General features: G+C 57.3%; 14 protein-coding genes. 10 read left to right on the forward strand and 4 right to left on the reverse strand.

Going from position 1 to position 12,892, the window contains the following annotated elements; translation table 11 throughout:
- Positions 1–132 (forward strand): IS3 family transposase (locus CKW31_RS23490; protein WP_141230179.1); only part of this gene is annotated, 132 nt, incomplete at its 5' end.
- A gap of 40 nt (positions 133–172) precedes the next feature.
- On the opposite strand, the gene CKW31_RS23495 is transcribed toward CKW31_RS23490, so the two are convergent.
- A complete protein-coding gene (locus tag CKW31_RS23495; protein WP_095100596.1) occupies positions 173–1,591 on the reverse strand; it encodes an FAD/NAD(P)-binding protein in 1,419 nt (472 codons plus the stop codon).
- 175 nt (positions 1,592–1,766) lie between these two features.
- Positions 1,767–2,330, reverse strand: a complete 564-nt coding sequence (locus CKW31_RS23500; RefSeq protein WP_095100598.1) for a helix-turn-helix domain-containing protein — start codon at positions 2,328–2,330, stop codon at positions 1,767–1,769.
- 94 nt (positions 2,331–2,424) lie between these two features.
- Here CKW31_RS23500 and CKW31_RS23505 point away from each other — a divergent pair, with 94 nt between their 5' ends.
- From CKW31_RS23505 to CKW31_RS23535, 7 genes are all read left to right on the forward strand, one after another.
- A complete protein-coding gene (locus CKW31_RS23505; RefSeq protein ID WP_095100600.1) occupies positions 2,425–3,360 on the forward strand; it encodes a DMT family transporter in 936 nt (311 codons plus the stop codon).
- 139 nt (positions 3,361–3,499) lie between these two features.
- A complete protein-coding gene (locus CKW31_RS23510; protein WP_095100602.1) occupies positions 3,500–6,445 on the forward strand; it encodes a monovalent cation/H+ antiporter subunit A in 2,946 nt (981 codons plus the stop codon).
- The gene (locus CKW31_RS23515) at positions 6,445–6,789 is read left to right on the forward strand and encodes a Na+/H+ antiporter subunit C (protein ID WP_027899368.1); all 345 of its coding nucleotides are present in this window, start codon (positions 6,445–6,447) and stop codon (positions 6,787–6,789) included. The genes CKW31_RS23510 and CKW31_RS23515 overlap by 1 nt, the downstream gene beginning before the upstream one ends.
- Complete coding sequence (locus CKW31_RS23520; protein ID WP_095100604.1) at positions 6,786–8,471, forward strand: monovalent cation/H+ antiporter subunit D; 1,686 nt, start codon at positions 6,786–6,788, stop codon at positions 8,469–8,471. The genes CKW31_RS23515 and CKW31_RS23520 overlap by 4 nt, the downstream gene beginning before the upstream one ends.
- A complete protein-coding gene (locus CKW31_RS23525; RefSeq protein ID WP_095100606.1) occupies positions 8,468–8,956 on the forward strand; it encodes a Na+/H+ antiporter subunit E in 489 nt (162 codons plus the stop codon). Before CKW31_RS23520 ends, CKW31_RS23525 begins: the two co-directional genes overlap by 4 nt.
- Positions 8,953–9,231: a K+/H+ antiporter subunit F gene (locus CKW31_RS23530; protein WP_095100608.1), complete on the forward strand. Its 279-nt coding sequence runs from the start codon at positions 8,953–8,955 to the stop codon at positions 9,229–9,231. Before CKW31_RS23525 ends, CKW31_RS23530 begins: the two co-directional genes overlap by 4 nt.
- Positions 9,228–9,599 carry a Na+/H+ antiporter subunit G gene (locus tag CKW31_RS23535; protein WP_095100610.1) on the forward strand — a complete coding sequence of 124 codons (372 nt, stop codon included), beginning with the start codon at positions 9,228–9,230 and terminating at the stop codon, positions 9,597–9,599. Before CKW31_RS23530 ends, CKW31_RS23535 begins: the two co-directional genes overlap by 4 nt.
- A gap of 17 nt (positions 9,600–9,616) precedes the next feature.
- On the opposite strand, the gene CKW31_RS23540 is transcribed toward CKW31_RS23535, so the two are convergent.
- On the reverse strand, positions 9,617–10,084 hold the full coding sequence (locus CKW31_RS23540; protein WP_095100905.1) for a hypothetical protein: 468 nt from the start codon (positions 10,082–10,084) through the stop codon (positions 9,617–9,619).
- 485 nt (positions 10,085–10,569) lie between these two features.
- Between CKW31_RS23540 and CKW31_RS23545 the strand changes: the two genes are divergently transcribed.
- Together CKW31_RS23545 and CKW31_RS23550 are read left to right on the forward strand one after the other, a co-directional pair.
- Positions 10,570–10,800, forward strand: a complete 231-nt coding sequence (locus CKW31_RS23545; RefSeq protein ID WP_095100612.1) for a hypothetical protein — start codon at positions 10,570–10,572, stop codon at positions 10,798–10,800.
- A gap of 102 nt (positions 10,801–10,902) precedes the next feature.
- Positions 10,903–11,142, forward strand: a complete 240-nt coding sequence (locus CKW31_RS23550) for a DUF2789 family protein (protein ID WP_095100614.1) — start codon at positions 10,903–10,905, stop codon at positions 11,140–11,142.
- A gap of 70 nt (positions 11,143–11,212) precedes the next feature.
- Here CKW31_RS23550 and CKW31_RS23555 read toward each other — a convergent pair whose 3' ends face one another.
- Complete coding sequence (locus CKW31_RS23555) at positions 11,213–12,685, reverse strand: DUF2235 domain-containing protein (RefSeq protein ID WP_095100616.1); 1,473 nt, start codon at positions 12,683–12,685, stop codon at positions 11,213–11,215.
- Between the last annotated feature and the right edge of the window lie 207 nt (positions 12,686–12,892).

Raw genomic sequence — 12,892 nt, forward strand, 5'->3', positions numbered from 1 at the left:
AGCTTCAGCAGCGTTGAAGAGTTGCAGGCCGAGATGGATGATTACATCAGTTACTACAACCACGACCGCATCAAAATGAGGCTAGGCGGACTGAGCCCTGTGGCGTACAGGACCCAGTCGCGAGCTGTTTAACAAGACCGTCTAACTTTTGGGGGTCAGTTCATCGCCTGCTCTAAGGCAAATCAATCTCCACCAATCGCCCCGCCAAAGCCTTGGCCTGCAGCGCCACATCTGTCACGGCCGTACTCTCCCACCACAGCCCCCGCAATGGTGGGCCCATGGCGAACAGCCGGTCAGACACCCGCCCTTGCGCATCCAGCACCGCTCCGCCTTGGTCGGCGGCGATGCCTAACGCCAGCGGGCCGGGTTGAATCAGTCCCCGTGCCAGCAGTTGTCGAGGCAATGGCCGATCTACGCGTCGCCAGTCGTATTCGATGCCCGTGGAATTGATCAGCGCGTCCCCCACAACCGTTGAAGACTCCACCTGACCACGGCGTCGAATACGGATCTGCAACTGGCCTGTCGGCAAGACCTCAAACCCTTGCAACGACGCTGCGTGAATTGTCGCCCTTCCTTCATCGATCAGTTGCTCAAGCAGTGCAGCACTCAACGGTGGAGAGCGATGGTGATGACTCTCCCACCATGGCCGCACATGCCGCACGAACTGGCGGCGCTGCACATCCGTGGCCTGACTCCATAACCGGCCGATGTTGGCCCGCACGGTATCCAAGGGGGCTTGCCAGTCGACTCCGCTTTCAATCGCTTGCGCGCATTGCTCACGCACTTTACGCAACAACTGCCGAGGACTGCGGAGGGTGTGATCTTCGTCAAGAAAGTTCCCCCAGGCGGGCGGCTGCCGACGCACATGAGGCAGCAACCCATGCCGGGAAAATATATCGATAGGCCCGCAATGCCCTGACTGTTGCAACGACACCACCGCATCGACCATGGTCAGCCCGGAACCAATAATCAGCACCCGCGCCTGCGGATCGAGTTGCCGCATCGCGCTGACGTCCCACGGATCTACCGCCGCAGCATTGAGTCCATTGGACTGCCGTTGCGGGGTACGCGACGCGGCGTACATGCCCGTGGCTAAAACCGCAAATCGCCCGTGCAAAGACTGATCGTCAGCCAGACTCAGCGTCACCCCATGTGCATGGGTCTCAAGGTCGACCACTTCGCCCCGCACATGCTCGACACTTGAGCCGTAAACCGAGCCAACTGATCGAGCATCGGCCAGACGCTGCTGCACGTACAAACCAAAAATACCCCGTGGCGGAAACAGCTCGGCCACCGGCACATCCTGCTCAAAGGACTCGGGCCAGCCACCGTCGGCGATGAATTGCGTCAGCCATTGGGTCAAGTCGTCAGCATTGTCCGGGTCAACGCTCATGCGTGCCGCGTTGCCATTGAGGGTATGGCCCAACTCCGTGGCGCTGTAGGCCTCGCCCCGGCCCAGCTCACTGCGCGTTTCAATGATCGAGACGCGTCGCTTGCCCGGCAAGCGCAGCAATTGCACCGCCAGCATACTGCCGCTCAGGCCGCCGCCAATGATCAAAACGTCAGCCGGGTGTTTGTCGCTGGAACTCATAGATCAGGTTCGCTCTTCTAAAATCTCAACCCGGGGTCGATATCAACAGCACGTACGATGCACAGCCCGTGCCCACGGCCCTGTCCCGCTATTCACGAGCGATCAGCCGCGCGCCGTTATTGAATAAGCTGCTGGTCCAACACAACTGTTGATTCACTGTTTGCCACGCAACAGCTCACAACACGACGTTACGGACGAATCGGACCCGGACCTGCCCGTCGTTGCGATAACTGTGGGCCTGGTTGCTGGCAAACATGAAAAACTCCCCCGGACCGACTGCCTGTGTGCGCTCCACCAGAATGACTGTCAGTTGCCCTTCGACCACGTAAACCTGATCACTCCAGCCATCAGGATCGGCTTCGGACTGATACGCCTCACCTGGCTCCAGACAGAACTCCCACAGTTCGACTTCACGCCTGGCCGTGGCTTTGGCCAAAAGGACAGCGCGACTGCCCGGTATCGATCCGGCCCAGGCCACTTCGTTAATGCGGCTCGGGTCACGATGTTCAGGAGCCTGAATCAGATCGCTGAACGCTACATCCAGTGCTTCGGCCACACGATCAAGCGTCGCAAGGCTGACGTTTTTCTCCCCCGCCTCAATGGCCACCAGCATGCGCCGACTGACCCCGGATTTTTCTGCCAGCGCGGTCTGGCTCATGTCCTGCCCGTTGCGCAGCCGTCGCACGTTTTGACTGACGTGCTGCAAGACCGGGGCGCGTTGCGAATTATCGTTGCTCAATATTTTATTCTCTCGAAATAATTGCGCAGTATACTGCCCAGCTTTCAAACTCAGGTCGATGTGTTACGCAAGCCTGTCAACGCCAGTGAGAAGCATGAAGTCTACCTCTATCACGCCCCGTATCAGCAAAGCTGAAATCGTACTGATCCTGATCACCCTGCTGTGGGGCGGCACATTCCTGATCGTACAACACGCCATGACCGTCAGCGGGCCGATGTTTTTCGTAGGCCTGCGCTTTGCAGCGGCCGCCATCATCGTCGCCTTGTGTTCATTAAGCGTGTTGCGCGGCATCACCTTGATTGAAATAAAAGCCGGGATCGCGATCGGGGCGGCCATCATGCTTGGCTACGGATTACAGACCATCGGTTTGCAGACTATTCCCAGCAGCCAGTCAGCTTTTATTACTGCGCTTTATGTTCCTTTCGTACCGCTGCTGCAATGGCTGGTCCTGGGGCGTCGGCCGGGGTTGATGCCCAGCGTGGGCATCTGCCTGGCCTTCACCGGACTGATTCTGCTGTCGGGGCCCTCGGGAGCAAGTCTGCAATTCAGCGCGGGGGAAATCGCCACCATCATCTGCGCGATTGCAGTGGCTGCTGAAATCATCATGATCAGTGCTTACGGCGGCAAGGTGGATGTGCGCCGGGTCACAGTGGTGCAACTGGGCACCGCCTCGTTGTTGTCATTCCTGATGATCGTCCCGACAGGCGAAGCCCTGCCGGATTTTTCCTGGATGCTGGTCATCAGCGCGGTCGGTCTCGGGGCCATGAGCGCGGTGATTCAAGTGGCCATGAACTGGGCACAGAAAACCGTCTCCCCAACCCGAGCCACGGTGATCTATGCCGGTGAGCCGGTATGGGCCGGCATTTTCGGTCGTCTTGCCGGTGAGCGCCTGCCTGGCGTTGCCTTGCTTGGCGCAGTGCTCATCGTGGCGGCAGTGATCGTCAGTGAAATGAAACGCCGCACTGCATCCACTACGGCATCCACTGAAGAACAAACCGGAACCGACCCGGTGTTTAAAGAAACTGATTAACACGCGAAAAATCCCGCTATAAATAAACAGAACTCAGCTTCTGCCTACAAGGTCTGTAGGATTCTGCGACACCTTGGCGTTTGGTGTTACACAGTCCAGCACGTATGATCCTTGACATTTCCCTGCAGATTAGAAGCCTATGTCTCTGATAGTTCTACTGCTTCTGCCTTTCATTGGCAGCTGTCTGGCGGCATTTTTGCCGCACAACGCGCGTAACGCTGAATCCATTCTCGCCGGCCTTGTGGCCGTTACCGGCGCGATTCAGGTTGCCTTGTGGTACCCGCAAATCGTCGACGGCGGCGTGATCCGCGAGGAATATTTCTGGTTACCCAGTCTGGGGTTGAATTTCGTCCTGCGTATGGACGGCTTCGCCTGGATGTTCTCGATGCTGGTGCTAGGCATCGGCACGCTGGTTTCGTTATACGCCCGCTATTACATGTCCCCGGATGATCCAGTGCCGCGCTTTTTCGCGTTCTTCCTGGCGTTCATGGGTGCCATGCTGGGTCTGGTGATTTCCGGCAACCTGATTCAAATCGTGTTCTTCTGGGAGCTGACCAGCCTTTTCTCGTTTCTGTTGATTGGCTACTGGCACCATCGGGCAGACGCTCGACGCGGTGCTTATATGGCGTTGATGGTCACCGGTGCAGGCGGTCTCGCGCTATTGGTCGGCGTCATGCTGCTCGGTCATGTCGTAGGCAGCTATGATCTGGATCGCGTACTGGCTTCCGGCGAGGCGATCCGCGCCCATGGGTTGTACCCGGTCTTGTTGACCTTGATCCTGATCGGCGCATTGAGCAAAAGTGCGCAGTTCCCATTCCACTTCTGGCTGCCCCACGCAATGGCCGCGCCGACGCCGGTATCGGCTTATCTTCACTCGGCGACCATGGTCAAGGCTGGCGTGTTTTTACTGGCGCGTTTCTGGCCTGCCCTTTCCGGCAGCGAACAATGGTTCTGGATCGTCAGCGGTGCAGGTGCCTGCACCCTGCTCATCGGCGCCTACGCAGCGATTTTCCAGAACGACCTCAAGGGCCTGCTGGCCTATTCGACCATCAGCCATCTGGGTTTGATTACCCTGCTGCTGGGCCTGAACAGTCCACTGGCAGCGGTCGCAGCGGTCTTCCACATTCTTAACCACGCGACCTTCAAGGCCTCGCTGTTTATGGCCGCGGGAATTATCGACCACGAAAGCGGCACGCGGGACATCCGCAAACTGAGCGGACTGGTCACCCTGATTCCCTACACCGCGACGCTGGCCATGGTTGCCAGCGCGTCAATGGCAGGCGTGCCCCTGTTGAACGGCTTCCTGTCCAAGGAAATGTTTTTCGCAGAAACGGTATTCGTCAGTTCCTCCGCATGGGTGGAGATGGCTTTGCCGGTGATTGCCACCATCGCCGGGGCATTCAGTGTTGCTTATTCATTGCGCTTCACCGTCGATGTGTTCTTCGGTCCGAAAGCGACCAATCTGCCACACACACCCCACGAACCTCCACGCTGGATGCGTGCGCCGGTAGAATTTCTGGTAATCGCCTGTGTGATCGTCGGGATCTTCCCCTCGCAATCCGTGGCGCCGTTGCTGGCTGCTGCAGCACAACCGGTCGTAGGCGGCACACTCCCTGAGTACAGCCTGGCTATCTGGCATGGCTGGAACGCCCCGATGATCATGAGCCTGATTGCCATGGCTGGCGGCGTGCTGCTCTATCTGTTGCTGCGCAATTCGTTCAAACAGAACCGTTTCACCGGCCCGCCGCTGGTACAGCGCATGAACGGCAAGCGTTTCTTCGAACGCTCGCTGGTGATCATGACCCGATGGGCACGCCGCTTCGAAAGCCGCACCAGCACCCGTCGCCTGCAACCTCAGCTATTTCTGGTGGTGCTGGCTGCACTGATCGGCGGTTTCATCCCGATGTACTTCAGTGGCTTGACCTGGGGCGACCGTCCGAAGATTCCGGGTTCGGGCGTCTTCGTCACGTTGTGGCTGATCGCAATCGCCTGCGCACTGGGCGCGGCCTGGCAAGGCAAGTACCACCGTCTGGCCGCTGTGATTATGGTCAGTGTCTGCGGGTTGATGACCTGCGTGACGTTCGTCTGGTTCTCGGCACCTGATCTGGCCCTGACTCAACTGGTGGTGGAAGTGGTCACCTCGGTATTGATCCTGCTGGGACTGCGCTGGCTGCCGCGACGCAACGAAAACGTGGCGCCTTCGGTCAGCAGCCGGGTGCGCGCACGAAACCGTCGGGTTCGCGACTTCATTCTGTCGGCCCTGGTCGGCGCTGGCATGGCGTTGCTGTCCTACGCGATGCTGACACGTGCGACGCCTAACACAATCTCCTCGTTCTACCTCAGCCGTGCCATTCCCGAAGGCGGTGGCAGCAACGTGGTGAACGTGATGCTGGTGGATTTCCGCGGTTTCGACACCTTTGGCGAAATCACCGTGCTGGCGGCTGTGGCCTTGACTGTGTTTGCCCTGCTGCGCCGTTTCCGTCCCCCCAAGGAAAGTATTCCGTTACCCGCCCAGCAACGTTTGCTGGCTCCGGATGTGGTAACAGACCTGGTCAACCCGCGCAGCGCCAGTGATACCGCGCTGGGCTTCATGATGGTTCCGGCGGTACTGGTGCGCCTGTTGCTGCCGATTGCTGTAGTGATTTCGATGTACCTGTTCATGCGTGGGCACAACCAGCCGGGGGGTGGTTTTGTCGCCGGACTGGTGATGTCCGTGGCCTTCATTCTGCAATACATGGTCGCTGGCACGCAGTGGGTCGAGGCTCAGATGAGCCTGCGGCCATTGCGCTGGATGGGCACGGGCTTGTTGTTTGCGATTGGCACAGGTCTGGGTTCGATGTTCCTGGGCTATCCATTCATGACCACTCACACCGCGCATCTGGATTTGCCGTTACTGGGCGATATCCACGTCGCGAGCGCGCTGTTTTTTGATGTAGGGGTCTATGCAGTTGTTGTGGGATCGACACTGCTGATTCTCACGGCGCTGGCACACCAATCGGTGCGTAGCCACCGCCCTACTTCGCTGCCTAAACCGGTACCGAACCCCATCGCCGACATCGTCGCCGCACAACAAGGAGCCTCCTGATGGAAGAAGTTATCGCGATCGCCATTGGCGTACTGGCGGCCTCGGGCGTCTGGTTGATCCTGCGTCCGCGGACTTTCCAGGTGGTCATGGGCCTTTGCCTGCTGTCCTACGGCGTCAACCTGTTTATCTTCAGCATGGGCAGCCTGTTTATCGGCCGTGAGCCGATCATCAAGGACGGCGTTCCTCAAGACCTGCTGAATTACACGGACCCGCTGCCGCAAGCACTGGTGCTGACCGCCATCGTGATCAGCTTTGCCATGACCGCGCTGTTTCTCGTGCTATTGCTGGCGTCCAGAGGGTTGACCGGCACTGACCACGTTGACGGCCGGGAGCCCAAAGAATGACGTTGATGAATCAACTGATTGTTGCACCGATCCTGCTGCCATTGCTGACTGCCGCGATCATGCTCTGGCTCGGCGAGAAACATCGCCCGCTCAAAGCGCGGATCAATCTGTTTTCGAGCATCCTCGGCCTGGCCATATCTGTAACCTTGTTCATGTGGGTACAGAAAACCGGCACCACGGGCTCGATCGGCGTGTACCTGCCCGGCAACTGGGAAGTGCCGTTTGGTATTGTGCTGGTGGTTGATCACCTGTCGGCAATGATGCTGGTGCTGACCGGCATCGTCGGGGTGTGCGCTCTGCTTTTCGCCCTGGCTCGCTGGGACCGCGCAGGTTCGAGCTTCCACGCCCTGTTTCAGATTCAACTGATGGGCCTGTATGGGGCATTCCTGACCGCTGATCTGTTCAACCTGTTCGTGTTTTTTGAAGTGATGCTCGCTGCGTCCTACGGCTTGATGCTGCATGGCTCTGGCCGCGCTCGTGTTTCGGCGGGCTTGCATTACATCGCGATCAATCTGCTGGCTTCTTCGCTGTTCCTGATTGGCGCAGCCTTGATCTATGGCGTGACCGGCACACTGAACATGGCTGACCTGGCCATCAAGATTCCGCAAGTGCCTGAGGCCGATCTGGGTCTGCTGCACGCCGGCGCTGCGATTCTTGCGGTGGCGTTCCTGACCAAGGCTGGCATGTGGCCGCTGAATTTCTGGTTGGTGCCCGCCTATTCTGCCGCCAGCGCGCCGGTGGCAGCCATTTTCGCGATCATGACCAAGGTAGGTATTTACACTCTGTTGCGGCTCTGGACCTTGTTGTTTTCAGTGCAGGCTGGTCCGTCGGCATTTTTCGGCGGCGACTGGCTGATCTACGGCGGTATGGCGACGATCCTTACCGCAGCGGTGGCGATCATCGCGGCACAACGCCTGGAGCGGATGGCAGCACTGAGCATTCTCGTTTCGGCAGGCATCCTGTTGTCCGCTATCGGTTTCGCCCAGCCAAGCCTGACGGCGGGCGCGCTGTTTTATATGGTCAGCTCGACCCTGGCACTCAGCGCGATGTTTCTGATCGCAGAACTCATCGAACGCTCGCGCTCAGCCAATGAGTTACCCCTGGAAGACGATGCCGACCAGTTACCGCGGACAGTGGAGTCCTTGAACCCTCCGCCAGGCACCAACCTTGATGACCAGCAGAAAGCCGTGGTCGGTCAGGTAATTCCCATGACCGTGGCATTCATCGGTTTGAGTTTCATCGCATGCGCCTTGCTGATCATTGGCATGCCGCCGCTGTCGGGATTCATCGGCAAACTGACGCTGCTCAGTGCGCTGCTTAATCCACTGGGACTGGATGTGGCGCAGGACGAAACGATTTCGACCCAGGGCTGGTTGTTGGTGGGTTTGCTGATTTTCTCTGGCCTCGCTTCGCTGCTGGCCTTCTCGCGGGTCGGCATCCAGCGCTTCTGGACCCCACAGGAGCGCCCTTCGCCACTGCTGCGTCGCTATGAATGCGTGCCAATCGTGATCCTGCTGGGCTTGTGCATCACGCTGACGTTCCAGGCTGAACCGCTGCAGCGCTACACCCGTGACACGGCTGCGGCGCTGCACGAGCCTAAACAGTACATCCAATCGGTAATGGCCACCCGGCCACTGCCTGGGCCGGTCAGTGACACAGCAGTATCGGCGGTGCAACCATGAAGCGTTATTTCCCTGCTCCGTGGTTCTCTCTGGCACTGGCCGTGCTGTGGCTGGTGTTGAATCTGTCGGTCAGTCCCGGCAACCTGATTCTCGCTGCTGTGCTGGGCTTCCTGGCTCCCCTGCTGATGTCTCCACTGCGCCCGTTGCCTGTGAGCATCAAGCGCCCGGGCGTTATCTTCAAACTGTTTTTTCTGGTGGGTCGCGATGTCATTACTTCCAACCTGGAAGTCGGCTGGAGAGTCTGGAATGCAAAGCGACGCCCGCCGCGCTCGGCGTTTGTAAAAGTCCCGCTGGACCTGCACAACGCCAATGGTCTGGCAGCCCTGGCCATGATTACCACGGTCGTTCCGGGAACAGTCTGGTCCGAACTTGCACTGGATCGCAGCGTGCTGCTCATGCATGTTTTCGACCTGGAAGATGAGGCGCAGTTTATCGAGCACTTCAAAACCACCTATGAGCGCCCGCTGATGGAGATTTTCCAATGAGTGCCTTGCTCGGCAATGCCATTCTGGTCAGCTTGTTCATCTTCGCGCTGGCCATGGTCCTCACCCTGATTCGCCTGTTCAAGGGCCCTTCGGCTCAGGATCGGGTACTGGCTCTGGACTACCTGTACATCATCGCCATGCTGATGATGCTGGTACTGGGCATTCGTTATGCCAGCGATACTTATTTCGAGGCGGCGTTGTTGATTGCGCTGTTTGGCTTTGTCGGCTCTTTTGCCCTGGCCAAATTCCTGCTGCGTGGAGAGGTGATCGAATGAATTCGACAGTGGTCCTGCCCTTCTGGGTCGAAATCCTCACCGCCGTTCTGCTGGTCGCCAGCAGTCTGTTCGCCCTGACCGGCGCTCTGGGCTTGCTGAGACTGAAGGACTTTTTTCAACGCATGCATCCGCCTGCGCTGGCCTCGACACTGGGTGCCTGGTGCGTTGCGCTGGCTTCGATTGTGTACTTCTCGGCGCTCAAGTCAGAACCGGTCATCCACGCATGGCTGATTCCGGTGCTGCTGGCTATCACCGTCCCGGTGACTACCCTGCTGCTGGCCCGCACCGGGCTGTTTCGCAAGCGCATGGCCGGCGACGATGTGCCGCCAGAGGTCAGCAGTCAGCAAGGTGACTCCAGCGGCAGCTGAGTGGCTGCCGGCCGGGCTTACTCGCTGGCCTTGAAGGTCAGCTCGCCTTTGCGCCACTTTGCGGCTTTGGTGGTCGCAGTCTTAAGGGTTTTGGTCAGCCCGCCCTGCAACTGTTCATGGGCTGCAAAGACCATCAAGATGCTCTGACCTTCCTTGAACACGATGCCGTGACCTTCAGGAATATCTACATAGGCATATTCGCCCAGACCATAGACCGTCAGTTTGATTTCACGAAATTTGATTTCAAACTTCCCGCCTTCACGGCTGGGCAATACGGCTGCACGGAAATGATCGCCGACCTTCAGCTCAAGCCGCGGCTTGTCGTCGACTACCAGTGCCGTTTCAGTATCGATTTCAGCAATGTAAATGCCTTCAGCTGACTGCTCGCAGACATAAACAAAACGGGACTGGAACTGTTTTACCAACTTCGCCCGCAGATCACCAAGCACGAACAGCGCGTGTGTCTCCAGATTACTTACTGCCAAAGTTAAAACCCCCAACTTGAAAATGATCCCGCCCGAAGACAATCGGGCGGTCAGAAAAAGCTACCGCTACCTTGTTGTAGCGCATCAGACGGGCAGTTCCCTTGCGCTCTCTTGAGCAATTGCAGACACATGGCGCCGCCAACCCAGGCTCGGGGTGCTTGTGCAGAGAACATCGACGATACCGAAAGCGCAATGAGCGCTGGCATTCGGGTGATTCTACCGGGTGAAGACGCCTGCCGCCTATATCCGTTTTGTGCATATCGACAGATGCAGTCAATTCAGACAACAAGAACAGCATCGTGCACAGCCCTTCAGGGCACATTCCTACTCTAATCTTCATGCGGGACGACAGAGCATTCTTCATTGTCGCGACTAAAGGCGGCCAGCGACCATCAACAACTGCCATACTCGCCTACATCAAGAATGCTGTCCTGCGCACGCAAGCTCAGGTCGAAAGCAACTCGTCATCCAGGGGAAGGTAATCAGTGACTGAATTTGATATTGGCGAATTTTTTATCTGGGGTGAATCCAGAGAAGTAGAAGGTGAGTTTCAGGCTGTCATCGTCATGCGCGCCAAGCAATCCGTGAACACCATTTCCTATCACCAGGTGGAAAAAGACCGCTGGTTCAAAACCGCGGAGCTGGCAGCCACTGCGGCCCAGCAGTCAGCCAGGGAGCTGAAAGAGGCAGTCGATGCAGGAGCACTGAACGCCTGACGCTATTTGCTTCGAACTCTTGGGTCATGGATGTGCTCAGATACTTTACGCAGCTTCAAGCGTGCAACCGACAGATCGGGTCAAGCCCGCCGAGGAGATGATATGGATTTGGAAACACCGACCCTGGCCACCTTGTTTGAACAACTGGGACTGGATTCAGATCAAGAGAGCATCGACGCATTTGTCGATGAACATGGCCCGCTGCCTGATGACGTCAAGGTATCCGAGGCGGAGTTCTGGACACCTCAGCAAGGCAAATACCTCAAAGAGACATTGCTGCTTGACGACGACTGGGCTCCGGTAGTTGACGAGTTGAATGCGCTGCTCCACGCAGCCAAATAAGCTCTTGCCTGAACGATGGCTCCGCTTTACCGGAGCCATTGTTTTTGATGCTATACGACCTGCACAGGGACTAATCTCGTCCCTCCTGATTCGGCCAACGAACCCGCCCCCCACTTTGCGGTGCATGCACGAACAGCGCATCGTTGAATTTGTGACGGCTGTGGATCAATGCATCCCAGTGCGCAGATCGATGTATGTAACGATGACGCAGCATTTGTTCCTCCTCCGCATCAAGTGAGTAAGCCGCGCCTCGCGCGTGGGCAATAAGCTTGCGCGCGATACCTTGCAGTTCAGGCAGGATCAGAAATTCCTGTGAACCAGGGATGGGATTGAAGGGTACGCCTTCATCACACGCAAGCGCATGCATGACCCGCAGGTAGACTCTGGACAGGTGCCCGAACACCTGACGCTGCAAGCAAACTGCTGCCATCACCGCTTTACCGCCTCCTTTGTTGTAGGGGCTCTTGGTCGGGCGCTCCTTGCAGGTGATCGACAGTGAAGCCTCAGGATCGCGTGGATCAATCAGTGCAGCTCGATCCATGCCCTTCATTTCCGCGAGGGACTGTTGCCAGGCCTGGGTCGACTCCTTCGGCGTGTCGCTTTCCACAAAACTCCAGATCGGGCGGGTCAACAGCACTTTCTCGGTCATTTGCGGATGGTAACCACCGCCAATATCCGAATGCGCGCCAGGCAGCACAATCTCCATTGGCCAATGTGGCAGGACACTGTTAAGCGCAAAGTTGCGGCGCTCTTCATCGCGGGCGACAAGATGCAACACTTTATCGGCGCACCCGGGGGGCAAGTAGAGATTCACTTTGTCGTTATGGGAATCCCCAAGACTGCCCATGTCCCGAATACTGCCGACTGCCGCAACAGTATCAAACAGACCGATCACTTTCACTTTGACGCTGTTGTTATGCCAGGAAAAGCCAGGACTCAGTGGTACACGACGTCGATTGAGCATCGGTTCCAGCATCCCTTTATCTTGCTTGAGCACCTCATTGACAAAATGCCTGGCTGCGGCAGCACCACGACTGAAACCAAAGACATCCAGTTCCAGAGTGTTGATAAAGCAACCAGGGTTGTGCTGAGAAAACGCCGTCAAGAGCGCGCCGAGCTTGTCGACAGCCCTTGAGACTTTGGCAATGACACCGGTTCGACCACGGCCAAAGCTTTGTCCAGGCCAGACCGAGTCACGGCCACCCGATATGGTGCCTATCCCGCTGACATAAATCGGCCAACAGACTTTGAGGCCATCCCCCTGATTAGTGGCCACGGGTCGATTGCAATAGAGACCTGCCAGCTTGGCGATATTACTGAAATCATTGCTGTAGCTGCTGTTCGGATCGCCATGCCGTCCACCACATTCAGCAATATGTTTATTCCCGCTGACCTCTGCCATTGCTCGGCAATCAGCTCCAACCTGACTATTGCTTCGATTATTGCCTGTGCCGTCGAAAAACACCCCAACGCGTACAGTTACTCCCAATGTTGCAGCACCTGACGCGCCCTGTGCAGTCAATACAATCCTTGTATTTTTCATCACATATCCGCCTATTAGCGCAGCTGATAATCAAGCTGCGTTTAAATCAATTAAATAACCTTGATATAAGCAGCTTGCTCAGTAATAGGCTTTCGTCAACTCAGGCACAACACTTTCAGAAAACTCCTACAGCCCTGAAAGATAGAAAACAACAAAGTCTTACAATAATAACGATTTCGGACCTAAGACCCTTTTGTTAAAAGCGTG

This window comes from Pseudomonas sp. Irchel 3A5 (assembly GCF_900187575.1).
GTDB lineage: Bacteria > Pseudomonadota > Gammaproteobacteria > Pseudomonadales > Pseudomonadaceae > Aquipseudomonas > Aquipseudomonas folii.

Bases quoted from the DNA above. Each gene is read 5' to 3' on its own strand.
- CKW31_RS23495 (WP_095100596.1), bottom strand. From the start codon at position 1,591: ATGAGTTCCAGCGACAAACACCCGGCTGACGTTTTGATCATTGGCGGC.
- CKW31_RS23520 (WP_095100604.1), top strand. From the start codon at position 6,786: ATGACGTTGATGAATCAACTGATTGTTGCACCGATCCTGCTGCCATTG.
- CKW31_RS23530 (WP_095100608.1), top strand. From the start codon at position 8,953: ATGAGTGCCTTGCTCGGCAATGCCATTCTGGTCAGCTTGTTCATCTTC.
- CKW31_RS23550 (WP_095100614.1), top strand. From the start codon at position 10,903: ATGGATTTGGAAACACCGACCCTGGCCACCTTGTTTGAACAACTGGGA.
- CKW31_RS23510 (WP_095100602.1), top strand. From the start codon at position 3,500: ATGTCTCTGATAGTTCTACTGCTTCTGCCTTTCATTGGCAGCTGTCTG.
- CKW31_RS23525 (WP_095100606.1), top strand. From the start codon at position 8,468: ATGAAGCGTTATTTCCCTGCTCCGTGGTTCTCTCTGGCACTGGCCGTG.
- CKW31_RS23505 (WP_095100600.1), top strand. From the start codon at position 2,425: ATGAAGTCTACCTCTATCACGCCCCGTATCAGCAAAGCTGAAATCGTA.
- CKW31_RS23515 (WP_027899368.1), top strand. From the start codon at position 6,445: ATGGAAGAAGTTATCGCGATCGCCATTGGCGTACTGGCGGCCTCGGGC.
- CKW31_RS23555 (WP_095100616.1), bottom strand. From the start codon at position 12,685: ATGAAAAATACAAGGATTGTATTGACTGCACAGGGCGCGTCAGGTGCT.
- CKW31_RS23535 (WP_095100610.1), top strand. From the start codon at position 9,228: ATGAATTCGACAGTGGTCCTGCCCTTCTGGGTCGAAATCCTCACCGCC.